Source organism: Luedemannella helvata, from assembly GCF_039528415.1.
Taxonomy (GTDB): domain Bacteria; phylum Actinomycetota; class Actinomycetes; order Mycobacteriales; family Micromonosporaceae; genus Luedemannella; species Luedemannella helvata.
On the sequence record NZ_BAAALS010000002.1, the window covers coordinates 259,287 to 282,791 of the forward strand.

The following is a 23,505-nucleotide window of genomic DNA, read 5'->3' on the forward strand; positions in this document are numbered from 1 at the left end:
CCCGAGTTGTCACAGCAGACCGCGAGCGGCAGGCACCAGCCATGAGCCGGCGGCCGCCGCGCACCTCCTACGGCTACCTCGCCCCGCCCGGAGCGCGGGTGCGGGGTTGGCAGTGCGACAACGACGGTTGCGGAAGCAGCGACGAGCCGGCGCCCAGGTCGTGGCCGCATCCGTGCCGCCTGTGCGGGCGCCCGACCGACGCCGTGTTCGAGGAGCCGTGGGCGCACGAGGCCAGGATCTACCGGATCAAGCACGATATGCGCGCTTCTGACGCGTACCGCCGGGAGCTGGCGCAGGTGGAACAACACGTCTGGGCGTACAAGGACGCGCTCCTGCGCGACGATCGCGCGGCGGCCGGTCGCGCCTGGCAGGCGTACCGGGCGGCCAGGCCACCGCGATGGAAGGAGACCGGCTGGTGGGGAGCGTCCGTGACCCTGACCGAGATGATCTGGCTCACCAGCAGATTCGGCGACCTCGACCAGGCCGTCAACGAGGTGCTGGAGTGGTACCCCTCGGTCGACACCCGCGACGTCGAGAACGACAACAACCGCCGGACGATCTCGCGCCTTTTCGTGTCGATGTGCATATACGTCCTTGAATGCGAGTCCTCCATCGACCACCCGCGCGAGGCGGAGGTCCACGCCGCGATGCGCGACATCGCCGCCCGCGTCGAAGGCGTACTGATGGACCACCACCATCGGGGGTTCCAGCGCATCGGCGAGCTTCGCGCCTTCCACCGCACCCGCGCCGCCATCGCCGCGGCCCGCCGCTCGGCGGCGGTCGCCCGCGACGGTCTGCCGCCGTTGTCCTGGCCGGTCGCGCGCGGGGAGACGCCGGGTCCACCGGCGCAGGACGATCCGCGCGACGTTGTCCGGACGCTCGCGTCCAACCCCCGGCGCGGCCTGAGGCTCGTAGACGCGGCCATCGAGGCGGCGCAGACCCACGACGACATCCGCCCGCTCGCCGATCTGGCCCACCATCTCGGCACCACGAGGACCTGTCCGAGTCTGGCGCACCTGGTGCGCGCCCGGCTCCACGTGGTCACCGGCGAACTGCACGCGGCTCTCCGCGAACTCGAGCACGCCTCCCGCGCGGACGACCTCTTCGCGCCCCACCTGCGCCCGCAGATCCTCGCCACCCGAGCGCTGCTCCTGGTGCACACACATCCGGACGACCTCGACGGCGGCATCGCGCTGTGTCGCGCCGCCCGGCAGGCGGGCGTGCGCTGGTGGCGGCGGTTGACGCCCGCCGACCAAAGCCTGGCCAGGCTTCTGCTGCGGCGGGCGTCGGCGTCCGAAACACCAGCCGCCGTACGTTTCGCCGCCGACATACGCGAGGCGCTGCGGCTGATGCGCCGCCGCTGTCGCGTCTGGCGCGTTCACACGGCGGACGACCGGATCCTGCTCCATGAGGCCCGCGCCGCCCACGACGCGCTCACGGGTCGTCGCAACGACGAGCGGCGCCACCGCGCGTGGCGCGACTCGGTGGAGGACCCCTGGAGTACGGCCGGTCGCGCCCGGCTGGCCGCGGCCTGGGCCGAGTGGGCCGTCGGTACGGGCGTCGCCGAGTTCGCCGCCGAGGCGTACCAACAGCTTGTCGCCCTCGCGGCGCGGGACGCCATCGCACGCCAGGGCGCCGGCGCGCGCCAACGCGTCCTGACCGCCGCCCAGGAGTACGCCGAGGAGGCCGGCTACTGGCTGGCGCGCACCGGACGGTACCGGGAAGCGGCACTCGCGCTCGAGACCGGGCGGTCAGTCGGCCTGACCGGTGCCGGACCGATCGGGCTCGACATGAGCTATGACGACATCACGGCCGAGACCGGCGACGGTGCGATCGTCTACCTCGCCGCCGCGAAGGCCGGCGGGTACGCGCTCGTAGTGGCCGCCAGGCATGACCCGCAGTACGTCGACCTGCCGAAGCTCGACCGCGCCGCCGTCGCCGGAATCGTCGGCAGGGTGCTGCCCGAGGCCGACGCTTCGACCGGCCTCGCGCGCCTCGTCGAGCGCGACCTCGCGCCACCGGAGCAGTCGCGGCCCCGGACCGATCCGATGGCCGAGGGCCTCCGGACCCTGTGGAACGACGCCCTCCGGGACCTTGTCCTGTTGCACGCGAGGGGCCAGGTCGTGACCCTGGTACCGATCGGTCTGCTCAACCTGCTGCCGCTGCACGCGGCCGGCGAGCCGGGCCACCCCGGGGATGAGTTCACACAGTGGCGCCACGTGGGCAACTTCTCCGCGATTCGGTACGCGCCGAACGCCCGCGGCCTGCGACGCTGCCGGGACACCGCGCGGGAACTCGCCGGCCGGCAGCCGACGCTGCTCGCCGTGGACGTTCCTGACGGGCACGGGGTCAGCCCGGCCGGCCACCTTCGGTACGTGGCGGTTGAGACCGCCGAGGTCACGCGCCGTTGGACGGGGAGCGCGACGCGGCCGATCCACGCCTGCACCTGGGAGCAGTTCCGCGCCGCAGCCGATCAGCACACCGTCTGGCACCTCGCCTGCCACGGTTCCGCCGAAGCCGGATCCATCATGGACAGCCGGTTGTACTTCGCCGACCGCCAGGTCACGCTGGCGGACCTGGGCCGCGCCCTGCAACCGGCCCAGCGACGGCTGGCGGTGCTGTCCGCGTGCCGGACGAACCTCACCGGCTCGGCCCTGCCCAACGAGGTGGTCGGGCTGCCGTCAGCGCTGATCCAGATCGGGTTCGCTGGCGTGATCGCGGCTTCGTGGGCCGTTGACGACCTCGCCACCACCTACCTGATGACCGCCTTCTACCAACGATGGTGCCGCGACGGCCACGAGCCGGCCGTGGCGCTCAACCGGGCGCAGCTGTGGCTGCGCGCGGCCACCCGCGCGGACCTGACCGCCTTCCTGCCCGGCCTCGATCCGGCCGGCGGCCCAGGCGAATACCCCTACGTCGACCCGCGGTACTGGGCTGCGTTCGCGTACACGGGCGCCTGAGGCCGGAGTTCACGCCGGGGCGCCGTCGCGCTCGTCGTCGTCCGGCAGCCTGCTGAGACGCTCAGCGAGAGCCCGGGCTACTCCCTGGATCGCGACGGCACGGTCGCCCGCCCGCGATCTCGGTGCGGTGGTGACGGGGATGCCGCGGTGCTCGGCCTCGTGAACGATCGCCGAGGCGGCCCGCCTCTGTCCACCGGACGCGTTCGCGCTCCCAGCGGACACGCGGCTAGCCGATGCGTTGGGCCAACGACACGATGAGCCCTTCCGGACCCCGAACATACGCCATCTTCCAAACACCCCCGTACTCCCCGATGCCACCGACCAGCCCGTATCCCTCGCTCGCAGCCCAATCGACGGCGGCCCGCAGGTCGTCGACCTCGAAGGCGACGTTGCGCAGGCCCAGCTCGTTGGCCATCGCGCCCGGCGAGCCCGGCACGGCGTCCGGCCGCACCCACCGCGCGAGCTCGAGGCGCGTGCCGTCCCCGGGCGGCTTCAGCAAGGCGATCTCGGTGCGGGAGTGGGGAATGCCGCAGACCGTGTCAAGGAACTCCCCTTCGACAAACATCCTGCCCTCGAGCTCCAGACCAAGGGCCACGAAGAAGTCGATCACTAGATCGAGGTCGGCGACCGTGATGCCGATGTGGTCGAAGCGGCGCGCAACCGGCATGAACCGGGCTCCCGTCGTATCCATCGAACTGGCCATATTCCGTTCTCGCGCTTCGAGAAACAGCGTGGACGCTGCGGGCGCGCGTCGGGCACAGTCGAACCGTGGCAGATCCCATCACCGTACGCCATCGCTCGCTGGACGAGATCATGAACGGGCTGGACCTCGTGCGCAGCTCTCCACGGGGTGTCGGCACGCTGATGTTGACCGTACGTCGGCCGGACGTAGGCGTCCGGGAAGTGTTGTCGGTGGCCGAACTGGACCCCGCGGTCGGGCTGGTCGGCGACAACTGGAACCAGCGGCCCAGCTCCCGGACGGCAGACGAGACGCCACACCCCGACATGCAGTTGAACGTCATGAACTCCCGTTTCGTCGAGCTGATCGCGGGCCCGGATCGTGATGCCTGGGCGCTCGCCGGTGACCAGCTCTACCTGGATCTCGACCTGAGTTTCGACGCCATGCCGGCCGGCACCCGCCTGGCCATCGGCGACCGGGCCGTCATCGAGGTGACCGACCAGCCGCACACCGGCTGCGCCAAGTTCGCCGACCGGTTCGGCCGCGACGCCCACAAACTCGTCTGGACCGACGAAGCCCAGCAACTGCGATTGCGCGGCCTCAACGCCCGGGTCATCGTCGGCGCCACGATCAGAACGGGCGACACCGTACGGCACCTTCCCGCCTGACGCGCGACAACGCGGTCACGGGAGGATCAAACAACTGACGGTCGGCTGATCTCAACCAGATCCGGTATTGTGACGTCCAAATCATTCGCCCGGAACGTCGCGAAGTCGCCCTCCAGGCACACGGGACAGGCGACGTACAGTGCCCATGGCCGTATCAGTGAACAGTTCGCCGAGTGGGCCGCTCACCTCTTGATGGAAAGACTTTCCCGAAGAACCGGCCACGCGCCGGCCGCTCGCACCTGATCGGGAACGGTGACGTGAAGACTGACCCAGCCAGTCGGTTCGTACACATGTTCTATCCACAACCTGTGGACGAGATCAGGGTCGGACGACCTGACACGGTGTCAGGATCAACACCAGCCGTGGCTTACCTCGACGGCGGGTTGAGAGCCCATTCCACGTTGACAGTCACCGACAACCGGTGCCGGCCCGGCTCAAGCGCCCCCGGTGCGCCACCACCAAACCCGCCTCGGGACGCCTCGGAGCTGTCGCATCCCTCGCAACCGGAGGCCGTCTCGGTGATCTTGAGGACCCGGCCGAGCGGCCGGCCCGCCTCACGGGCATACAGTTCGGCGGTTCGCCGTGCGTCGGCGAACGCTCCCCTGCGCGCTCTGGCGACCAGTGCGGCGTCGTTGTCCATCACGAATGACACGCCGTACAGCCGCGACGCGTTGCCTCCCGCGGCGATGCCGGCGGACAGGATGTCTCCGGCGCGCGGCAGGTTCCGGATCTTCACCGTGAACCCTTGACTCGCGGTGTAGCCGGTTGTCGCCCCGTCCTCATTGGTTCTCGTGCCGATGCTGAGGCTCGACGTCTGGATGTCGGCTCTGGCGACCCCGGCGCGGAGGAGCGCGTCGCGCATCCGGGTAGCCGCGGCATTGGCGCGATCCACGGCATCGCTGACCGTGGCCGCAGTGATCTCCACCGCCAGATCGGTGATGAGCGTGTCGGGATTGCCATACACCTCGCCTGTACCGCTTACCAGCACGCTGTCCCGGGACGGACCATCGAGCGATGGAGCCGTCGTGGCAGGCGCCGCAGCGAACGCCGGACTGCTTCCGAGCGGCCCTGGCGACAGAACGGCGAGCGCCGCCACGACAACAAGCGCGGCAGTTGTGAGACGTAACCGGAGCATTTCCCACCTTCAAGGCTCTCGTCGCAACGGTGACCTGCTCTTATAACGCCCCCACGGTGTTGAAAGACGCTGCCGGGTTGAGACCGGTGCAAGCGCCGGTCTCAGGACCGCAGTCCGTTGACGAGGAGCGCGACCATGCGAGGGCCGTAGTCGGCCTCCTCTTCCGGCAAGGACGCGCACGGTTTCTTCTCCAGGCACCTCACCGACGAACGCCGGATCGACATCGTCGGACAACTCATCCCGCTCGCCGACAAGGCCGACCTGCCGGGGAGCGCGACACAGCCGATCCACGCCTGCACGTGGGAGCAGTTCCGTGGCGCTCAACCGGACGCAACTGTGGCTGAGGCCGGAGTTCACGCCGAGGCGCCGTCGCGCTCGTCGTCGTCCGGCAGCCTGCTGAGACGCTCAGCGAGAGCCCGGGCTACTCCCTGGATCGCGACGGCACGGTCGCCCGCCCGCGATCTCGGTGCGGTGGTGACGGGGATGCCGCGGTACTCGGCCTCGTGAACGATCGCCGAGGCGACCTGCGGCACGGAGGCGGCGATGAGCGAAGCAAACAGACCGGGCTCGGTCACCTTGCTGCGGAATTGGCCCTTGTAGCCAACCGCGACCGGGACCGTGCCGGACAGGGCGTCGTCGACCGAAACGGCGAGAGATCCCGCCGCTACGCAGACGGCGACGAGCGTGTCGACCGCCTGCCGGACCACCCACGCCCGGCCCGGCAGCGGGGGCAGGACCGCCGTGAGCCGCTCGACCTCGCGGGGCACGGCCATCGCGGTCAGCACGTCAACAACGGGTCCAAGCGTCACCTCAGTGACGTTCTCCCATCGGATCTCGGCCCCGTCGAAGCCCACCACATCACCGGAAACGACCACAGCACCAAGGCGGTCGAGTTGGTGGACGAAAGGGCGCAGCGCCGCAGGGGCGCCTGTGCGATGCCCGATCATCTGCCCGAGGCCGGCCCGCCATTCGTCCTGCGGCGGCACACCGGGAGCGCCAAGGTCGCTCAACAACCCGGACGCCGTCGTGGCGATTCCCTCGCCCACGACGCTGCCTGCCCGCGCCACGCGGCCCATGCCGGACCGTACCGAGCCGCCGAGGCGCCTGGCCGCCCCGCCAGCCGCGCCACCCAGTCGATCACCGTAGCCCACGCTGCCCCCTCGTCCGTGACGGATGCGTTCATGGACACATCTGACGGACAGGCTCGCGCCCGTCCGTCAGCAACGATCCGCGGACGGTGGGCGGCGGCCAGACGCTGCGCGTGCCGTTCGACATCTCTGACCCGAAGGCCCCCGCTTCGGGTCATGCACGGTCATCGGGCGCGCCTGCGTGATGTCCTGACGGAACCGCAGGACACTCCCCCAGCAGGACCCGCTGCCGGGCTGTGTCCGGCGTTGTCCGGTGCTGTCCAGGACCGACCGCGCCGCGGGCGTCGTCTCTCCAGAATGGCCGTCATTGGTTCGGGACGGCGAAGTGACCAGGGGAGAACGTATGAAGATGGTTCGACGGGCGGCACTCGTAGCAGTCACGCTGATGCTGGCGACGGCCGGCGCGGTTCTGGTGTCGGCGTCGCCGGCGCAGGCGGCACAAACCTGCCCGGCCACCGACCCGGGTTTTCAGATCGGCGGCGGCATGGGCGGTGCCGAGGGCGTGGAGACCGGGACACTGACCGGAACCGCGGGCAACGGTTTGCAGACGTTGACGTGTTACTACCGGGGCCGGCACTGGGTCGCGCCCAACGGCGCCGGCGTGAGCTACGTCGGGTACTGCTACTGGCACAAGGAGTGGTACCTCATCGGCGGTTGGACCGGCCGTAAGAACGTGACCTGTTAGCGGCCCGCACGACCGGCCGGCGCCCGACCACCTACGTGGGTGTCGGGCGCCGGCAGCATGTCTCATCCTGGCCCTTGACGGCCCGTGTAACCGCTATCGCCCACCGTCCGACACGAGTGCCAGGCCGTCAAGCGCCTCCGCCTCGCTGGCGCGGTCGCCGACGCGCCGGGCCAGATCGACAGCCCGATGGTAGTGCCGCGCCGCCTCCGCGTGGTCACCCCGACGGTCGGCCAGCGCCGCCAGGTTGAGCACGCAGCGGGCCTGGCCGTAGACGTCGCCGCGCTGGGTGAACCGGCGCAGCGCCCGTGCGTGGCACTCGGTCGCCTCGGCCAGCCGACCGAGTTCGCGCACGGCCGCGCCGAGGTTGTCCAGGGCGTACGTCTCACCCGTGCCGTCGCCCACCTGGCGGAACTCCTCGATGGCCCACCGGTGGTGCGCGGCCGCCTCGTCGGGCCGGCCCTGGCGCGCCAGCACCTCCCCCAGGCTCGTCACCGTGTACGCGCCCCCGTCGCGGCAGCCGATCTCGCGGTGCACCAACAGCGCGCGGCGCAGCAGGTCGCCGGCCTCGTCCAGTCGGTCCTGGCGCAGGCGGACCACGCCGAGGTTCGTCATCGCCCGGGCCTCACCGTGCGGATCGCCGAGCCGCGCGAAGCCGGCCGCCGCTTCGCCGTAGTAGCGGGCGGCCTCCGCCAGCGCACCCTGGCGCCAGCACACGATGCCCAGGCTGTTCAACATCCGGGCGCGACCGGCCTCGTCGCCGAGCGCGGTCAGCAGGTCATGTGCCCGCTGAAAATGGTCGGCCGCCCGGACCAGGTCACTGCGCTGCCAGTACGCGCTGCCGAGATCGCCGAGCGCGCGGGCCTCGGCGGCGGGGTCGGCGAGCTGCCGAGCGGCCTGCACGGCACGGGTGTGCACGGCGACGGCCTCGCGTGGGTGGCCGCCGTCCAGGTAACGGAACAGGACCCTGGCCAGCAGCACCGCGTGCCCGTGCCGGTCGTGGGCCACGGCGTCGTCGACCACCGCGACGAGGTTGGCGCGCTCAACGTCGAGCCAGGCGAGCGCGTCGGCGGGGTCGTCCAGCGGTGGCCCGGCGACCACCCGGCGCCCGGCCGGCGGTCGGCGGTCCACATCGGCCGGATAGAGGGCGTGCACCGCCAGGTCGGCCGCGCGCAGGTAGTGCCCGTAGAGACGCTCGCGCGCCACGTCCGGGGCGGGCCGGGCGTTGCGCGCGAGCGCGAGGCCCGCCGCGTAGGCCCGCAAAAGATCATGCATCTGGTACCGGCGGGAAGCGTCCGCACCGGTGGCACCGACCTGCACGAGGTGGGCGCGCGTGAGGGCATCGAGCTGATCCACCGCCCGGTCGACAGGCACACCGGCCAGCGCGGCCGCGGCGTAACAGTCGACGTCACGCCCCGGATGCAGGCCCAGGGTCCGCAACAGGCGCCGCGCGGCCGGCGCGAGCTGCCGGTACGACCAGGAGAGAACCGCGTCAACGGCGGTGAAGCGGTCGGTGCCGGCGCTGAGCCGGCGTAGCCGGCGCTGCTCGTCCGTCAGGTCGGTGACCAGCTCGACCAGACCGGCCGCCGGTCGGGCGGCCGCGATCTCCGCCGCGATCCGCAGGGCGAGCGGCAGCCGGTCGCACTGATCGACGAGCTGCCGGGCCGCGAGGGGGTCGCGTCGCACCTGCTCGGCCGCCAGCCGCCGCAGCAGGTCGAGGGCGTCCGTGTCCGGTAGCACGTCGAGCGCCACCCGATGCGCGCCGTGGCGCACGACCAGCCCGGCCTGCGTGTCGCGGCTCGTGACCAGCACCAGGCACGTGCCGCAGCCGGGCAGCAACGGTCGCACCTGCTCGGCTGTCGCCGCGTTGTCGAGCACCACAAGAAGGCGTCGGCCATCCAGTTCCGTGCGGTAGCGCGAGGCGCGTTCCTGCTCGTCGACGGGGATCTCGGGGGAAGGCACGCCGAGCGCACGCAGGAAGCCGGCCAACGCGTCGGCTGGCTGCACCGGTCGCTCCGGGTGGTAGCCCCGCAGATCGACGAACAGCTGCCCGTCCGGGAACGCCGCCCTGGACCGGTGGGCGAAGCGCACGGCGAGCGAGGTCTTGCCGACGCCGCCGGCGCCGACGATGACGATCAGCCGGCCCGGGCCAGCAGCCAGCTCGTCGAGTCGTGCCAGTTCGGCCTCACGCCCGACGAAGTCAGCCAGGTCCAGGGGCAGCTGCGCCGGCACCGCGGGCCAGCCGGAGCTCGTGGCCGGGCGCCGCCGGCGGCCGTCGGCGACCCGATCGAGCGCGGTGGCCAGCCGGCCCTGCTCGCCGGGGGACGCGCCGAGCAGGCGGACGAGCACGTCGAACCGGTCCGGCGGCGGTAGCGTCTGCCCGGTGAAGTACTGGCCGATGATGCTGTGCGACCACCCGGCGCGGGCGGCGATGTCGCGGTAGGTCGGCACCGGCTGCCCGGTGCGGCGCGCGTACCGGCGCCGCAACGCGTGCAGCACCTCGGCCAGTTCGGCAAGCGTCGTCACCGACGCCAGGCGGTCGGGCGGCATCCCCGTCGCGTCGTCCGCGCCCATCACCCTCCCGCGAAATCATCGACGTAATTCGATGCATTTCGACAGTACCCGCGCGACGCCAGCCACCGGTGGGTCAGGATGCCAGCGTGGCCGGATCGAGTGCCGCCTGGACGAGCACCTCCTCGACCCGCAGGACCAATGTCTCCAGGTCGGCGACCGGGATGAACGCGGTGTCCGCCAGAAACGACATCGACACCGCGTCCGGGGCGTCCAGGATCGTGAGCATGAGGCTCTTGTTGAAGAAGTCCAGCCGTTGCCGGCGCACCGCGGTGAGCGACGTCGCGGCACGCAGCTGCGACGCGGTCGGGAGCGGACCTTCGCTGTGCACCACGGTCTGGGTCCTACGATCGTTGAGGAAGGAGTCGATCTCGATCGTGGCCCCGCGTTCCCGCGAGACGCGGGCGACGAGCCGGTCGCGGTCGACCTGGTTGTAGTACGCGTACTTGTACGCGGAGGCCGCCCGCTGGCGGGTGCGGACCACCGCCTCGTCGAACGTCGTGTCCTCCTCGAGATCGAGCACGAACAGGCCGGCCTGGTTGACCAGGCTGACCGCTCTGGCGAGGCGGGGCCGGAACCGGTTGCTCGCGAACACCTGCAGGACGACCGGGCAGTGTCCGGCCACCCGCGCCAGCGCGACGGCGTACGCGGCCAGCATCACTGATGTCGTCTCCGCGCCCAACCGGCCGGCGAGGCAGCGCAGCGCGAGACTTATCGCGGACGACTCGTAGTCGTAGCGCAGGAAGCGCGCCGCCGTGGCTGGCACGGCGGCAGCCGGGCGGACGGAGCGCCGTGCCGGAATGCTCCGAAGGTGGCGCTCCCAGTGCCGCAGCGCCGCGGCGCTCTGCCTCAGCCCCGCGGGAGAGGACTGCCACGCGGCCAGCTCCAGCGGAGTCATGTCCGAGATCGGCTCCTTGGCCGCCCCCGTCCGAGGGTCGCGGCCGATCAGGTCGGTGAACATCACCATGGCCGCCGCGGCGTCGGCCACGACGTGGCAGAGCGTCGTCACCAGGTGCGTGAGCCGGCCCTCCTGACGGACCAGGGCCATACGCACGGGCCATTCGTTCTCGTAATCGAAATGCGACTCCTGATGTTCGTCGGAAACCATCGCCGCGACCTCGGCCGGATCCGTGCCGGCTGGCGCATCGACGATGTATAGCGGCACCTCGCCTGACCGGTGGACCACCTGGCACGGCCAACCGTTCTCGTCGAACCGCAACCGGGTACGCATGGCCTGGAAGCGGCTCATAAAGAACCGCAACTCGTCGACGAATTCGTCGATCGTGGCGCCCTCGTCCAATGTTCGCACCGCGGTCATGTTCAGCGGCAGGCCGCTTTTCGCCATCCAGTCCCAGATGTGCTGCTGCCCCCAGGTCAGCTCGGCTTGCCCGGAGCCTTCTCCTTCGAAAGGAACCAGGATCTGACCAGCCATGATCGCCTCCGCACCTCGGACCATCCCATTGCGCGCAACGACTGACTATCGTCAATTTATCGATAACCGCTGTCAACAGATACGACGGCTGCGTTCTCCGCTGGACCGGCGCGGCAGCCGGGGTGTGCGGACTGCCGCGCCGGCCTCAACGGCACGGGGTGCCGATCCGGCTCAACTGACGCGAGCGGTCGCCCAGTCGAGGAAAGTGGTGTCCAAGACCTTCGCGGGGTCGATGGAGCCGCTGTAGTTGAGGGTTCCGTCGACCTGACGCCAGACCTGCTCGTACGTGACGATGTAGTTGGCGGGGAACTCAGGCTTGAGCTTCAGGATCTTGCCGGGCCCGCCGGCCTTGACGGTGTCCCAGCTCTGGTCCAGCGCCTTCGCGATCAGCGGTCCTGTGGTCGGGTCGTTGACGTAGTCGCCCTGCATATGGCCGAAGGTGGCCAGCAGCGCCGATACCACGGCCTTACCCACGGCGGGCCTGTCGGTCAACAATGACGGCCCGAACAGGATGACCCCGCTCGGGTGGTCAGCCGGGGAGTTGGGCGCGACCCGTACGGCCGCCTTCTTCTCTTCGAGGGCGGCGTTGAACGGCGGAACGACGGAGCCGCCGAAGATCGCGCCGTTCTCCAGCGCGGTCGCGATGTCCGGCGAGGCCAGTGTCTTCACGTTGACGTCGGCCAGGGTCATTCCGGCGGTCGCCAGCAGGCCGGCGAGCCCGAGCACGACGGTTCCCGAGGCGCCCTGGCCGGAGGCGAAGGACTGCCCCTTCATCATCGACGGCTCGAACGTCCGCCCGTTCAGCGCCTTGGTGCTCACGTACCAGCCGCTCTGCCCGTCATCGGGTTCATACCCCGACGGCATGACAGCCCGGATCTCCGCGCCGCCGGTGATGGCGTTGAGCAGACCGGCGCTCAGGCCGGTGTGGATTCCGTCGATCTCGCCCTTGGCCAGCAGGACCATCGCGTCACTGGACTTCAGGACCTTGACCTCGAGATCGATGTTGCGTTTCTTGAACTCCCCGAAGGCGTCCTCCATCAGCCAGGGGATGATGGACGTCGACTTGTTGGGGATGGTGACGGTGACCTTGGCGGTCTCACTGAGCTTCCCCGTGTCGTCCACCGTGAGCTCACCGGTCTGGGGTTCGTCGCTCCCGCACGCGGCTGTCGCGGCAACGAGCGTCGTGACCAGTGCCATGAGGCCGATGCGGCGTATGAGGGGAATCCTGGATATGAGTGTCAACGCTTCTCCTACGGCAAGTGACCCGGCTGGGGTCAGAAGAGGTCTCGAAAGCCGCGTCGGCTCGCTGGGGTCGGCGAGCCGACGCGGAGGCGGGTGGCGTCAGCCGGACCGGGACAGCGCCCAGTCGAGGTAGCTGGTGTCCAGGACCTTGGCCGGATCGATGGATCCCGCGTAGCTGAGGGTTCCGGGGATCTGGCGCCACGTGCTCTCGTAGCGGCCGACGTAGTTCGCCGGGAACTCGGGCTTAAGTTTCCAGATTTTGCCTGGTCCGGCGGCCTTCAACGTGTCCCAACCCTGGTCGAGCGCCTTCGCGACGATCGGTCCGGTGGTGGGGTCGTTCACGTGGTCGCCCTGGAGATGACCGAAGGTGGCCAGCAGCGCGGACACGACGGCTCTGCCGACCACCGGTTTGTCTTTCACCAACGACGGCCCGAAGAGCACGATTCCGCTCGGGAAGCCATCGGGTGAGTTCGGGGCCACCCGGAACGCGGCCTTCTTCTCCTCGAGCGGCACGTTGAACGGGATCAGTACCGAACCTCCGAACAGTGCGCCGTTCTCGAGGGCGGTCGCGATGTCCGGCGTGGCCAACGTCTTGATGTTCACGTCGGCCAGGGTGAGGTTGCCGGTGGCCAGCAGTTCCGACAGGCCCAGGACAGTGGTGCCCGAGGCGCCCTGCGAGGAGGCGAACGTCTGGCCCTTCATCGCCGGGACGGCGAACGGCTTCCCGCCGAGCGACTTGGTGCTGACGTACCAGCCGCTCTTGCCGTCGTCGGGTTCGAAGCCGGAGGGCATGACGGCCCGCAGGTCGGAGCCGCCGTTGATGGCGTTCATCAGTCCGGCGCTCATGCCGGTCTGAATGGCGTCGATCTCACCCTTGGCCAGCAGCACCATGGCGTCACTGGACTTCACGACCTGGACGTCCAGGTCGATGTTGCGCTTGCGGAACTCGCCGAACTCCGCGTCCAACAGCCACGGGACGGTCGAGGTGGACTTGACGGGGATGGTCACCGTCACCTTGGTCAGCTCACTGAGCTTTCCGGTGTCGTCGACGGTGAGTGCGGTGGACGTGGTGCCGTTGTCAGCACTCCCACAGGCGGATGCGCAGGCCAGGACAACCACGGCGAGCACGGGCAGGCCGGCCCGGCGGAGGTTGGAGCGCCATCGATTCATCGATTCTCCTCTATAGACCTCGGGACGGATGTCAGCCTCAGGCCTCGTGGCCCGAGGACAGCCAGGCGGAGCGAGATCAATAGAAGTTAGCGCATAAGCCAGCGAAGTTAAATCATCCAACTATTCAATCTGATTCAAATTTAGCTCGAGTACTCCCTGAGCAGGCCGCGCGAGATGATCGTCTTCTGGATCTCGGACGTGCCCTCGCCGATGAGCAGGAACGGCGCCTCCCGCATGAGGCGTTCGATCTCGTACTCCTTCGAGAAGCCGTAGCCGCCGTGGATGCGGAACGACTCCTGCACCACCTCGGCGCAGTACTCGGAGGCCAGCAGCTTGGCCATGCCGGCCTCGACGTCGTTGCGGGCGCCGGAATCCTTGAGGCGGGCGGCGTTGACCATCAGGGCGTGCGAGGCCTCGATCTTCGTACCCATCTCGGCCAGCTTGAACGCGATCGCCTGGTGCTGGGCGATCGGCTTGCCGAACGTGGAGCGCTGCTGCGCGTACGCGACGGCCAGTTCGAACGCCCGGATCGAGATGCCGCAGGCGCGGGCCGCCACGTTGACCCGGCCGACCTCGATGCCGTCCATCATCTGGTAGAAGCCGCGGCCGAGGCCCGCTTCCACCCCACCCAGCACGGCCGTCTGCGGCACGGTGACCCCGTCGAGGACCATCTCGGTGGTCTCGACGCCCTTGTACCCCATCTTCTCGAGCCTTCCGGGGATGGTCAGGCCGGGCGCGGTCTGCCCGAAGCCGGGCTTCTTCTCCAGCAGGAACGTCGTCATGTTGCCGTACACGGTGGGGGCGCCGGTCTCGGTCCTGACCAGGGTCGCCACGATCGAGGAGTAGCCCCCGTTGGTGAGCCACATCTTCTGTCCGTTGAGGACGAAGGTGTCGCCCCGGCGGTCGGCCCTGGTCCGGATGCCGGCCACGTCCGAGCCGACCCCGGGCTCCGACATCGAGAAGGCGCCCCGGGCCTCCCCCGCGGCCATCTTCGGCAGCAGCCGGCTCTTCTGCTCCGGCGAGCCGTACTGGGAGATCAGGTACGCGACGATGAAGTGGGTGTTCACGATGCCCGAGATCGACATCCAGCCCCGGGACAGCTCCTCCACCACCAGCGCGTAGGTGAGCAGGGACTCGCCGAGCCCGCCGTACTCCTCGGAGATCGTGAGCCCGAGCAGCCCCATCTCCCGCATCCCGTCCACGATGTCGGTCGGGTACTCGTCGGCGTGTTCGAGCCGTTGGGCGTTGGGGATGATCTCCTTGTCGACGAACGCCCGCACGGTGGCGAGGATGTCGCGCTGGATCTCGGTGAGACCTGGCGTCTGGGCGAGCCGAGCCATGATGTGTCCTCCTGAACGTCAGTGGGCGATGAATCGCAGAGACTCGGCGACGCACGCCGGACGTTGCTTGCCTTCGATCTCGACCACGATCTGCGTACGCAGCAGCAGCCCCGAGGGGCGCTCGTCGAGATCGGTGATGGTGGCGCGGGCCCTGATGCGCGAGCCGCACGGCACCGGCTCCGGGAACCGGACCTTGTCCGACCCGTAATTGAGCCGGCGACCGAACCCGATCTTCATGAGTTGTGACAGGAACATCGGCGCGAGCGAGGACGTGAGGTGACCGTGGGCGATCGTCGCGCCGTAGGGGCCGCGCCTGGCTCGTTCGGCGTCGACATGAATCCAGTTGTGATCGCCCGTCGCCTCGGCGAAGGCGTCGATGCGCTCCTGGGTGATCTCGAACCAGTCGGTCGGGCCGAAGCTCCGGCCGACGCTGGCGCGGAGGTCCTCCGGCGTCGGGATGGGCGTCGGTTCAGTTGCCATGGGACGGCTCCACTTCACGGGATCGGGGGTCGGTTGACGCTGCGGTCGGTTCGAAGAGGGCGCGGATGGCGGCACCGTCGGGCTTCATCGACGGCGTGCGGGGCAGTGCGTCGAGGACCCTGATGTCGACGGGCACCTGGTAGCGCGGCAGCCGGCGGGCGACGTGGTCGACCAGGTCGTTCGCGGAGACCAGGCCGTCGGGTACCTCCACCACGGTCACGGGGACCTGGCCCAACCGCTCGTCGGGCACCCCGATGACGACCGCGTCGCGTACGCCGGGATGGGCGAGCAGGACCTCGCGCAGGCCGGTGAGCGACACCTTGAATCCGCCGCGGATGATGACGTCGTCGGCGCGGCCGAGGATCCAGAGGAAGCCGTCGTGGTCGAGGCGGGCCCGGTCCGTGGTGCGGACCCAGTCCGTGCCGGCCTGCCCGCCCGTCACCTCGAGCAGCCCGTCCCGACCCGGTTCGAGCACCGTGCCGGTGTCGGCGTCGACCACCCGGACCGAGACCCCGGGATTGGGCCGCCCGACGCTGCCCCGTTTGGCGGCCCGGTACCGGCGCCAGTCGGCCAGGGTCCAGCCCGCGACGCCGCCGAACTCGGTGGCGCCGTACATGGTGAGCACGGCGACGCCGTAGCGCCGCTCGAACGCGTCGACGAGCTCCGGCGTCACCGGGGCCGTGCCGCACATGACGACCTGCACGCTGTCGAAGGTCCCGCGCGGCACGTCGGCGTCGTACACCATGCGCAGGGCGGTCGGCACGAGGGAGATCACCCGCGGCCGGTGCCGCGTGAGGAGCCGGCGCCACGGCCCGATCTCGAACTTCTCCAGCATCGCGAGCCGCCGCCCGGCGACCACCGCCGCGATCACCGCCCGCAGCCCGCCGATATGGACCATCGGCGCCCACGACACCGCGGTACCGGTACGGAGTCGGGCCTGGTCAAGCTGCCCGGGGGGCGAGGTGGCCGCCAGTTCCCGGCTGAGTCCGTGGTAGGTGAGGTCGGTCCGGCGGGCCGGCCCCGTGGTGCCGCTGGTGAGCATCTGGACGGCGACGCCGGACGCGGTCGGCGCGCCCCGCGCCGCGCACGTCGGCACCGCGATGCGGCCGACGACCGGCCCGCCCGCACCGGTGTCGTCGCGGACCTCGATGACGTGGCTGCCGGCCGCCGACGCCACCGTGGCCAGGTCGCCGGTGCCCCAGTCCCGTTCGCCGACGAGCACGGCGGGCAGTCCGAGCCGGTCGGTCTCCTCCAGCAGCGCCTCCCGTGGCGCCATCGGGCTGAGGGTGACCACACACCGGCGGGTGGCGAGCATCGCGATGAGGGCTCGCACGATCTCGGGCCGGTTGCGCATCACGATGCCGACCCGCGCGTCGCGGCCCACTGCGTGGGCGCTGAGGAAGGCGTCGAGTTCGTCCACGGCCCGGGACAGGTAGGACCACGCTCGCCACCGGTCATCGGCGTTGAGCGCCGGCGCGTCGGGGTCGATGCGGATGATCTCGTTGATCCGGGTCGACAGGTCGAAGGACATGCTGGCTGTCCCTTCGGGAGCGATTACATGAACCGCCCACCGGACACCTCGATGACGGTGCCGGTGAGGTAGGACGACTGGGGGCCGGCCAGGAAGGCAACCGCCTCGGCCACCTCGTCGGGCGTGCCCGCCCGGCCGAGGGGGACCTCCGCCTCCTTCTGCTCCCACACGCGCGCCGGCATCGCTTCGGTCATCGGCGTGCGGATCAGGCCCGGCTGCACCGCGTTGACCCGGATCCCCTTCGACGCCAACTCCTTGGCCGCCGCCTTCGTCAGGCCGACAATGCCGGCCTTGGCCGCGCTGTAGTTGGTCTGCCCGGGGTTGCCGACCTTGCCGGAGATCGACGAGATGTTGATGATGCTGCCGCTGCCCTGCTCGCGCATCACGGCCGCAGCCGCGCGCACGCCGAGCCAGCTGCCGACCAGGTGCACGTCGATGACGGCCCGGAAGTCGGCGAGGGTCATGTTGCGCAGCGAGGCGTCGCGCGCGATGCCGGCGTTGTTGACGAAGACGTCCAGGCGGCCGAACCGCTCCGTGGCGGTGCCGGTCAACGCCGCTACGGCCGCCTCGTCGGTGACGTCGCACGCCACGCCGACGGCGTCGGGGCCGAGGTCGCCGGCGACCTGCCGGGCACGGGCACCGTCGAGGTCGGCGACCACGACCGACGCGCCGCGGGCGGCCAGGGCCCGGGCGATGGCTGCGCCGATGCCCTGCCCGGCGCCGGTGACAACGGCGACGTGACCGTCGAGTTCTGCCGTCATGGATTTCCTTTCTGAGGTACGGGTCAGCCGGCCGCGCCGGACGCCGCGAGGGCCTGGGCGGCCTGGTCGAGCATCAGGAGCCTGCCGTCGAGCGTTGCCGCGTACGGGGCGACCGTCAGGGTCGTCACGCCGGCGGCCGCGAACGCCGCCATCCGCTCGGCGATGCGTTGCGGCGGTCCGAGCAGGGACGTCTCATCGATGAAGGCGTGCGGTACGGCGCGCGCCGCGCCCTCCCGGTCCCCGCCGAGGTAGCGCCGCTGCACCTCGCGGGCCTGCTCGCCGTAGCCCATGCGGGTGGCGAGGTCGAGGTAGAAGTTGTGCTCGCGGCTGCCCATGCCGCCGATGTAGAGGGCGGCGCGCTGACGGATCCGGTCGCCACATTCGATGACGTCGTCGCCGACGACGAGCGGGGTGATGGACACGACGTCGAAGCCGGCGAGCGTCGTTCCGGCGCGCGCGCGGCCGGCCTCGATGCGGCTGAGCGCCTCACCCGCGTGCGCGGGCGACAGGAAGAAGGCCAGCCAACCGTCCGCGATCTCCCCGGCCAGTTCGAGGTTGCGCTCGCCGAGAGCGGCCAGGTAGAGCGGAATTCGTGGCCGGAAGGGCTCGACCATGAGGTGCAGCGCCTTGCCCGGCCCGTCGGGCAGCGGGAGCACGTGGGTGCGACCCTCGTAGCGGACCTTCTCCCGGGACAGGGCGAGCCGGACGATGTCGACGTACTCGCGGGTGCGCGTGAGCGGGCGGGCGTACCTGACCCCGTGCCAGCCTTCGGAGACCTGCGGGCCGGACAGCCCGAGTCCGAGGCGGAACCGCCCGGCGGACAACGCGTCCAGCGTCGCGGCCGTCATCGCGGTCATCGCCGGCGTCCGGGCGGGGATCTGCATCACCGAGCTGCCGACGTTGAGTCGGGTGGTGCGGGCCGCCACCCAGGTGAGCACGGTCACGGCGTCCGATCCGTAGGCCTCCGCGGCCCAGGCGACATCGAATCCCAGTTCCTCGGCCCGGATGGCGAGCCGCAGGTTGCGCGCGTCCGCGGACGAGCGCCAGTACCCGAGGTCGAGCCCGAGTCTCATGCCCGCTCCCCGGCGAGGAGCCCGTGCAGCCATCCGGCCGCCACGCCCCGGTGGGCGGCCCGGCCGCCGAGGGACATGGCCAGGCGGGCGGCGCGCCGAAGATGAACGTGGGCCTGGTGCTCCCAGGTGTAGCCGATTCCCCCGAACACCTGCACGGCGCCCTCGGGTACGTGGACGAGCCGGTCGAGGGCCCAGAAGGCGGCCAGCGAGGCGATGGCCGCGGCGTCGGGCCGGGCGCGGTCGACGGCGTCGGCCGCGCGGGCGACGAGGGCCCGCCCGACCTCGATGTCGGCCCGCTGGTCGACGAGGCGGTGCTTGACCGCCTGGAAGGTCCCGATGGGTTTGCCGAACGCCACCCGCGTGCCCGCGTAGTCGACGGCCGCGGCGTTGGCGGCGGCGGCCACACCGACCAGCTCCGCGATCTCGCCGAGCATCATCCGGCGCACCGCCTCCCGGTGGCGGCGTACCGCTTCCTCGCCCTCGGCGAGGAGCGTGCACGGTGCGCCGTCGAACTCGACGTTGGCGGCCGGGTTGTGGTCGATCGGGACCACCGGCGTACGGCGCACGCCCGGCGCGGACGCGGACACCGCGCAGAGCACGGGCGTACCGGCGTCGTCGCCGAGGACGAGCAGTCGCGCGGCGACCTGCGCGTAGGCGACGGCGGGCCACGACCCGCTGACCGCCCCGGCGGCCAGCTGACCCGGTTGCGGGAGCACCACCGCGATCCCGTCCGCGCAGCCGCCCTCGGCCCACATCGCGGCGGCCGTCGCGGCCAACGGCAGCCCGGCCGCGGCGTACCCGCACGCCTCGGACAGCACGCAGAGCTCGCGTACGCCGGCCCCGCCGCCGCCCGCGTCGGCGTCGACCATGACCTCGGGCCAACCCAGCTCCACGACGGTGGTCCACAACGCCGGCTCGTACGCGGGTCCCGCCGTGTCCAGCAGGTCGCGGGCCGCCGACGCCGACCACGCCCTGGCGAGCACGGCGTCGGCGCTGGCGCGCAGCTGCGCCAGCTCGGCGGCGCGGTCGGCCAGTTCCTCGAACGTCGGGCCGGCCGCGGCCACAGCGGCTTTCTGTTCAGACATCACGGGGCAGCCCCAGGAGTTTCTCGCCGATGATGTTGCGCTGGATCTCCGACGTCCCCGCCCCGAGCGTGGCCGCCCGCATGAGCAGGTAGGCGAGGGCGACATCGCCGTCGTCGGCGGCGCCGGGCGAGCCCCGCTCCAGCGTCCCGGCCGGCCCGGCAAGCTCCAGGGCGAAGGTCGCCATCGACTGGTCCACCTCGGAGGTCAGCAACTTGGCGATCGACGCCTCCGGACCCGGGCTGACGCCACGGATCCCGGCCGCCGTCGCGTCGGCCGCGATCTGGCGCAGCGCCTCGACCTGAGCGGCGAAGCGGACGAGACGGTCCTCGATCGCGGCGTCGCCCAGCGGCGCCTGCGGTGTCCCCGACCGTGCGGCGAGGCTGACCAGTGACCGCAGTCGCCGTTCGATGCGGTGCGTGCGGCTCTGCCCGACCCGCTCGTAGGACAGGGTCGACCGGGCGACCCGCCAGCCTCCGTGCAGCGGCCCCACGACCTGCGTCAACGGGACCCGGACGTCGGTGAGGAACACCTCATTGAACTCGGCCCGGCCGGTGATCTGGCGGATGGGGCGCACCTCGATGCCCGGGGAGGCCATGTCGGCGAGGACGTAGCTGATGCCGCGGGTCTTCGGCGCGTCCGGGTCGGTGCGCACGAGCAGGTAGATCCAGTTGGCGTACTGGGCCTTGGACGTCCAGATCTTCTGACCGGTGATCACCATGGTGTCGCCGTCGATGACCCCACGGGTACGCAGGGAGGCGAGGTCGCTGCCGGCGTCCGGCTCGCTGAAGCCCTGGCACCAGACGTCCTCGCCGCTGAGGATCCGGGGCAGGTAACGCTCCCGCTGGTCCGGGCTTCCCCACTGGATGATGGTGGGGCCGAGCTGGTTGATGGCGTTGCGGTTGACCGGCTCGGGCGCCCGCGCGGCGGCGATCTCCGTGTTGAAGACCAGTTGCTGGACCGCCGTCGCCGAACGGCCCCCGTACTCGGTCGGCCAGGAGATCGCCGCGAGCCCGGCGGCGTTCAGCCGCCGCTGCCACTCCCGGCCGCGCTCGACCCGGCCGGCCTCGCCGCCGGTGCGGGCGCGCATGTCAGCGTCCAGCGCCGACGCGAGGAACGCGCGAACCTCCGCCGCGAACGCGCGGGTCTGCTCGTCGAGCACGACACCGTAGTCGCGTTCAGGGCCATCCACCGCTCGGGCCGCCATCCCGTCACCCGCTCCATCTCGTTGACCGACCTGTCCCATCGCTGCCCCTCACCCCCGCGGGCGCCCGCGGGGAAGGCCGAGGTGCTGCTCCGCGATGATCTCCCGCTGCATCTCGCTCGATCCGCCGTGGATGGTGGTCACGACCTCGGCCCGGTAGCCGTGCTCGAAGCGTCCGTCCGCCGGTGAGCCGGGAGCACCCGTGCTCAGCAGACCCTCGGCGCCGAGGATGTCCATGGCGTCGGCGTAGTGCCGCTGGGCCGCGGTGGTGGCGAACAGCTTGCGCATCGACGAGGTCGCCCGGGGCAGCTCGCCCCGCTCGACCTTGTCGCGCAACGAGAAGGTGATGAGCCGGGCCACCTCCTCGTCGATGGCCATCCGCGCGATGCGCTCGGCCACGTGAGGGTCGTCGAGCACCCGCGACCCGTCGGGCCGTCGGGTGTCGGCGGCCCACGCCGCCAGTTCACGGGCGAGCGTGAGTTCCTTGGAGGAGCGGCTCGCGGCCCCCCGCTCGTAGACGAGCGCGACGTGCATCACGGCCCAGCCGCCGTCGACGGCGCCGACCCGCGCGGCGTCGTCGACCCGTACGTCGGTGTAGAAGGTCGCGTTCGTGCGCTGCCCACCGAGGGTGTGGATCGGGCGCAGGTCGAAGCCGGGATCGTCGGTGGGGACCATGAAGAGCGTGAGGCCCTTGTGTTTGGGCACGTCGGGGTTGGTCCTGGTGAGCAGGAAGACATGGGTGCACGCCTCGACCGTGCTGGTGAACATCTTCTGCCCGTTGATGACCCACCCGTCCCCGTCGGGCACCGCCCGGGTCCGGGCGGAGGCGACGTCCGAGCCCGACTCGGGTTCGGTGTAGCCGAGCGCGATGAGCACCTCGCCGCGCAGGGCCGCGGCCACGTAGGTCCGCTTCTGCTGCTCGGTGCCGACCTCGAGGATCGTCCGGCAGACCATGCCGGTGGAGCCCCAGGCCCCGGTGGCCAACCCGCGCCGGTTCAGCTCGTCGAACACGGCCCGCGAGAACGCCGGGTCCACGTCCGAACCGCCGTACTCGGCCGGCCACGCGGCCCCGAGGATGCCCTCGTCGATGAGCAGCCGGTGCAGTTCGGGCGTGTGGTGGGTCCCGGTGGCCCGCTCGCGCGCGGCCCACTCGGGCGGGACGTGCCGCTCGGCCCACGCCCGCGCCCGATCGCGGACCGTCGGATCCACGTGCTGATCACGAAAGTCCATGTGCGCCTCGCCTGTCGTCGTCGAAGAGCAGCCGGGCCAGCCGGACGTACTCGGTCCGGCGGTCCCCGAACACCTGGGACCAGGCTCGGGCGCGCCGGAAGTAGAGCTGGATCGCGTACTCCAACGTGAATCCGTAGCCGCCGTGGAAATGCAGGCAGGCGTCGGTGGTGCGGATCGCCGCCTCCGAGGCGAACAGGAACGCCGACGCGCCGAGCACGTCGGCCCGGTCCGGATCGGCGGTCTGGGCCCAGGCCGCCTCGTACGCCAGCAGTCGGCCACCCTCAAGCGCGGTCGCGTCGTCGGCGAGCCGGTGCTGGACCGTCTGGAAGGTCGCGATGGGCGTGCCGAACGCCTTGCGTTGCCTGATGTACTCCAGCGCGATCTCGATCGCCCGCAGGCCGAGCCCGACCAGCGCGACGGCGGTCAGGGCCTGCCACCGCCCGCGGAGGCGGGCGAACGCGCTGTGGGCCTGCGCTCCGCTGGCGAGCACGACCGTGTCCGCCCCGGCGAGGTCCCAGCGGGCCAGCGGCATCGCTCCCAGGTTCGGTACGAGCGCCTCGCCGCGTACGCCCGGCGCCGTGCGGGCCAGGACGAGCTGGTCGTCGCGAAGCGCGATCACGACGTCGGCCACGGCACCGGCCGGCACGATCGGCGCGGTGCCGGCGGTCACCGGGTGCAGGCACACCGTCGGCACCAGGTCGCCGGCCAGTGTCGACCGCAACGCCTCGCCGGCGGCGGTCACGGCCGCGAACTCGGCGAGGACGCTCACGGCGCTGGTCACCTCGACGAAGGGCACCGGCGCGAGGTGGCGACCCATGAGTTCGGCCGCGATGGCGGCCTCGACGAATCCCGCGCCGCCCCCGCCCTGCTCCACCGCGACCGTGAGGCCGGGCAGTCCCATCCCCGAGCAGCGGGCCCAGAGCGCGGTGTCGACGCCGAGGGGCTCGGCCTTACGGACCGCCGCCTCGCCACAGTGGCTGGTCAGGAACGCGGCGACAGCCGCCCGCAGATCCCGCTGGTCCGCGGTGGGCTGGAGGCTCATCGTCACCCTTTCCCGTTACGTGTACTGGTGTCGATTCGTGGCCGGTCGACCTTGGTCACGGTTCGCTAACAACTT

19 protein-coding genes are annotated in these 23,505 nt (G+C 71.1%); 3 read left to right on the plus strand and 16 right to left on the minus strand.

The window, feature by feature from the left end:
* Positions 1–41 precede the first annotated feature (41 nt).
* A complete protein-coding gene (locus ABD191_RS03310) occupies positions 42–2,960 on the plus strand; it encodes a CHAT domain-containing protein (RefSeq protein ID WP_344076614.1) in 2,919 nt (972 codons plus the stop codon).
* A 226-nt stretch (positions 2,961–3,186) separates the two neighbouring features.
* Here ABD191_RS03310 and ABD191_RS03315 read toward each other — a convergent pair whose 3' ends face one another.
* Positions 3,187–3,663: a VOC family protein gene (locus ABD191_RS03315; protein WP_344076616.1), complete on the minus strand. Its 477-nt coding sequence runs from the start codon at positions 3,661–3,663 to the stop codon at positions 3,187–3,189.
* A gap of 65 nt (positions 3,664–3,728) precedes the next feature.
* Between ABD191_RS03315 and ABD191_RS03320 the strand changes: the two genes are divergently transcribed.
* Positions 3,729–4,307: an MOSC domain-containing protein gene (locus ABD191_RS03320; RefSeq protein WP_344076618.1), complete on the plus strand. Its 579-nt coding sequence runs from the start codon at positions 3,729–3,731 to the stop codon at positions 4,305–4,307.
* A gap of 367 nt (positions 4,308–4,674) precedes the next feature.
* On the opposite strand, the gene ABD191_RS03325 is transcribed toward ABD191_RS03320, so the two are convergent.
* Entirely contained in the window at positions 4,675–5,403 is a 729-nt protein-coding gene (locus ABD191_RS03325) for an SIMPL domain-containing protein (protein ID WP_344076620.1), read from the minus strand.
* 392 nt (positions 5,404–5,795) lie between these two features.
* Complete coding sequence (locus ABD191_RS03330; protein ID WP_344076622.1) at positions 5,796–6,518, minus strand: hypothetical protein; 723 nt, start codon at positions 6,516–6,518, stop codon at positions 5,796–5,798.
* 415 nt (positions 6,519–6,933) lie between these two features.
* On the opposite strand from ABD191_RS03330, the gene ABD191_RS03335 reads away from it, so the two are divergent.
* Positions 6,934–7,275: a hypothetical protein gene (locus tag ABD191_RS03335; protein WP_344076624.1), complete on the plus strand. Its 342-nt coding sequence runs from the start codon at positions 6,934–6,936 to the stop codon at positions 7,273–7,275.
* 93 nt (positions 7,276–7,368) lie between these two features.
* On the opposite strand, the gene ABD191_RS03340 is transcribed toward ABD191_RS03335, so the two are convergent.
* From ABD191_RS03340 to ABD191_RS03400, 13 genes are all read right to left on the minus strand, one after another.
* Positions 7,369–9,846 carry an ATP-binding protein gene (locus ABD191_RS03340; RefSeq protein ID WP_344076626.1) on the minus strand — a complete coding sequence of 826 codons (2,478 nt, stop codon included), beginning with the start codon at positions 9,844–9,846 and terminating at the stop codon, positions 7,369–7,371.
* 73 nt (positions 9,847–9,919) lie between these two features.
* Positions 9,920–11,275 (minus strand): condensation domain-containing protein, encoded by a 1,356-nt coding sequence (locus ABD191_RS03345; RefSeq protein ID WP_344076628.1) that lies wholly within the window; start codon positions 11,273–11,275, stop codon positions 9,920–9,922.
* Between the two features lie 171 nt (positions 11,276–11,446).
* Positions 11,447–12,472 (minus strand): ABC transporter substrate-binding protein, encoded by a 1,026-nt coding sequence (locus tag ABD191_RS03350; protein ID WP_344076630.1) that lies wholly within the window; start codon positions 12,470–12,472, stop codon positions 11,447–11,449.
* A gap of 144 nt (positions 12,473–12,616) precedes the next feature.
* Positions 12,617–13,687, minus strand: a complete 1,071-nt coding sequence (locus ABD191_RS03355) for an ABC transporter substrate-binding protein (protein ID WP_344076632.1) — start codon at positions 13,685–13,687, stop codon at positions 12,617–12,619.
* A 140-nt stretch (positions 13,688–13,827) separates the two neighbouring features.
* Positions 13,828–15,027 carry an acyl-CoA dehydrogenase family protein gene (locus ABD191_RS03360; protein WP_344076634.1) on the minus strand — a complete coding sequence of 400 codons (1,200 nt, stop codon included), beginning with the start codon at positions 15,025–15,027 and terminating at the stop codon, positions 13,828–13,830.
* An 18-nt stretch (positions 15,028–15,045) separates the two neighbouring features.
* Entirely contained in the window at positions 15,046–15,507 is a 462-nt protein-coding gene (locus tag ABD191_RS03365) for a MaoC family dehydratase (RefSeq protein ID WP_344076636.1), read from the minus strand.
* Positions 15,497–17,038, minus strand: coding sequence for a class I adenylate-forming enzyme family protein (locus tag ABD191_RS03370; RefSeq protein WP_344076638.1), 1,542 nt, complete (start codon positions 17,036–17,038; stop codon positions 15,497–15,499). The genes ABD191_RS03365 and ABD191_RS03370 overlap by 11 nt, the downstream gene beginning before the upstream one ends.
* Before the next feature lie 23 nt (positions 17,039–17,061).
* Entirely contained in the window at positions 17,062–17,799 is a 738-nt protein-coding gene (gene fabG / locus ABD191_RS03375; RefSeq protein WP_344076640.1) for a 3-oxoacyl-ACP reductase FabG, read from the minus strand.
* Between the two features lie 23 nt (positions 17,800–17,822).
* Positions 17,823–18,872, minus strand: coding sequence for an LLM class F420-dependent oxidoreductase (locus ABD191_RS03380; RefSeq protein WP_344076642.1), 1,050 nt, complete (start codon positions 18,870–18,872; stop codon positions 17,823–17,825).
* The gene (locus tag ABD191_RS03385) at positions 18,869–19,957 is read right to left on the minus strand and encodes an acyl-CoA dehydrogenase family protein (RefSeq protein WP_344076644.1); all 1,089 of its coding nucleotides are present in this window, start codon (positions 19,955–19,957) and stop codon (positions 18,869–18,871) included. The genes ABD191_RS03380 and ABD191_RS03385 overlap by 4 nt, the downstream gene beginning before the upstream one ends.
* Positions 19,950–21,161, minus strand: a complete 1,212-nt coding sequence (locus ABD191_RS03390) for an acyl-CoA dehydrogenase family protein (protein ID WP_344076646.1) — start codon at positions 21,159–21,161, stop codon at positions 19,950–19,952. Before ABD191_RS03390 ends, ABD191_RS03385 begins: the two co-directional genes overlap by 8 nt.
* Positions 21,162–21,209: 48 nt before the next feature.
* Positions 21,210–22,388, minus strand: coding sequence for an acyl-CoA dehydrogenase family protein (locus ABD191_RS03395; protein ID WP_344076648.1), 1,179 nt, complete (start codon positions 22,386–22,388; stop codon positions 21,210–21,212).
* Positions 22,375–23,430, minus strand: a complete 1,056-nt coding sequence (locus ABD191_RS03400) for an acyl-CoA dehydrogenase family protein (protein WP_344076650.1) — start codon at positions 23,428–23,430, stop codon at positions 22,375–22,377. Before ABD191_RS03400 ends, ABD191_RS03395 begins: the two co-directional genes overlap by 14 nt.
* Positions 23,431–23,505: the final 75 nt, after the last annotated feature.

What these genes read in the sequence shown, in the direction of transcription:
- ABD191_RS03310 (WP_344076614.1), top strand. Translation starts at nt 42, where the DNA reads ATGAGCCGGCGGCCGCCGCGCACCTCCTACGGCTACCTCGCCCCGCCC.
- ABD191_RS03315 (WP_344076616.1), bottom strand. Translation starts at nt 3,663, where the DNA reads ATGGCCAGTTCGATGGATACGACGGGAGCCCGGTTCATGCCGGTTGCG.
- ABD191_RS03330 (WP_344076622.1), bottom strand. Translation starts at nt 6,518, where the DNA reads ATGGGCCGCGTGGCGCGGGCAGGCAGCGTCGTGGGCGAGGGAATCGCC.
- ABD191_RS03335 (WP_344076624.1), top strand. Translation starts at nt 6,934, where the DNA reads ATGAAGATGGTTCGACGGGCGGCACTCGTAGCAGTCACGCTGATGCTG.
- ABD191_RS03340 (WP_344076626.1), bottom strand. Translation starts at nt 9,846, where the DNA reads ATGGGCGCGGACGACGCGACGGGGATGCCGCCCGACCGCCTGGCGTCG.
- ABD191_RS03345 (WP_344076628.1), bottom strand. Translation starts at nt 11,275, where the DNA reads ATGGCTGGTCAGATCCTGGTTCCTTTCGAAGGAGAAGGCTCCGGGCAA.
- ABD191_RS03350 (WP_344076630.1), bottom strand. Translation starts at nt 12,472, where the DNA reads ATGGCACTGGTCACGACGCTCGTTGCCGCGACAGCCGCGTGCGGGAGC.
- ABD191_RS03355 (WP_344076632.1), bottom strand. Translation starts at nt 13,687, where the DNA reads ATGAATCGATGGCGCTCCAACCTCCGCCGGGCCGGCCTGCCCGTGCTC.
- ABD191_RS03360 (WP_344076634.1), bottom strand. Translation starts at nt 15,027, where the DNA reads ATGGCTCGGCTCGCCCAGACGCCAGGTCTCACCGAGATCCAGCGCGAC.
- ABD191_RS03365 (WP_344076636.1), bottom strand. Translation starts at nt 15,507, where the DNA reads ATGGCAACTGAACCGACGCCCATCCCGACGCCGGAGGACCTCCGCGCC.
- ABD191_RS03370 (WP_344076638.1), bottom strand. Translation starts at nt 17,038, where the DNA reads ATGTCCTTCGACCTGTCGACCCGGATCAACGAGATCATCCGCATCGAC.
- fabG (WP_344076640.1), bottom strand. Translation starts at nt 17,799, where the DNA reads ATGACGGCAGAACTCGACGGTCACGTCGCCGTTGTCACCGGCGCCGGG.
- ABD191_RS03380 (WP_344076642.1), bottom strand. Translation starts at nt 18,872, where the DNA reads ATGAGACTCGGGCTCGACCTCGGGTACTGGCGCTCGTCCGCGGACGCG.
- ABD191_RS03385 (WP_344076644.1), bottom strand. Translation starts at nt 19,957, where the DNA reads ATGTCTGAACAGAAAGCCGCTGTGGCCGCGGCCGGCCCGACGTTCGAG.
- ABD191_RS03390 (WP_344076646.1), bottom strand. Translation starts at nt 21,161, where the DNA reads ATGGCGGCCCGAGCGGTGGATGGCCCTGAACGCGACTACGGTGTCGTG.
- ABD191_RS03395 (WP_344076648.1), bottom strand. Translation starts at nt 22,388, where the DNA reads ATGGACTTTCGTGATCAGCACGTGGATCCGACGGTCCGCGATCGGGCG.
- ABD191_RS03400 (WP_344076650.1), bottom strand. Translation starts at nt 23,430, where the DNA reads ATGAGCCTCCAGCCCACCGCGGACCAGCGGGATCTGCGGGCGGCTGTC.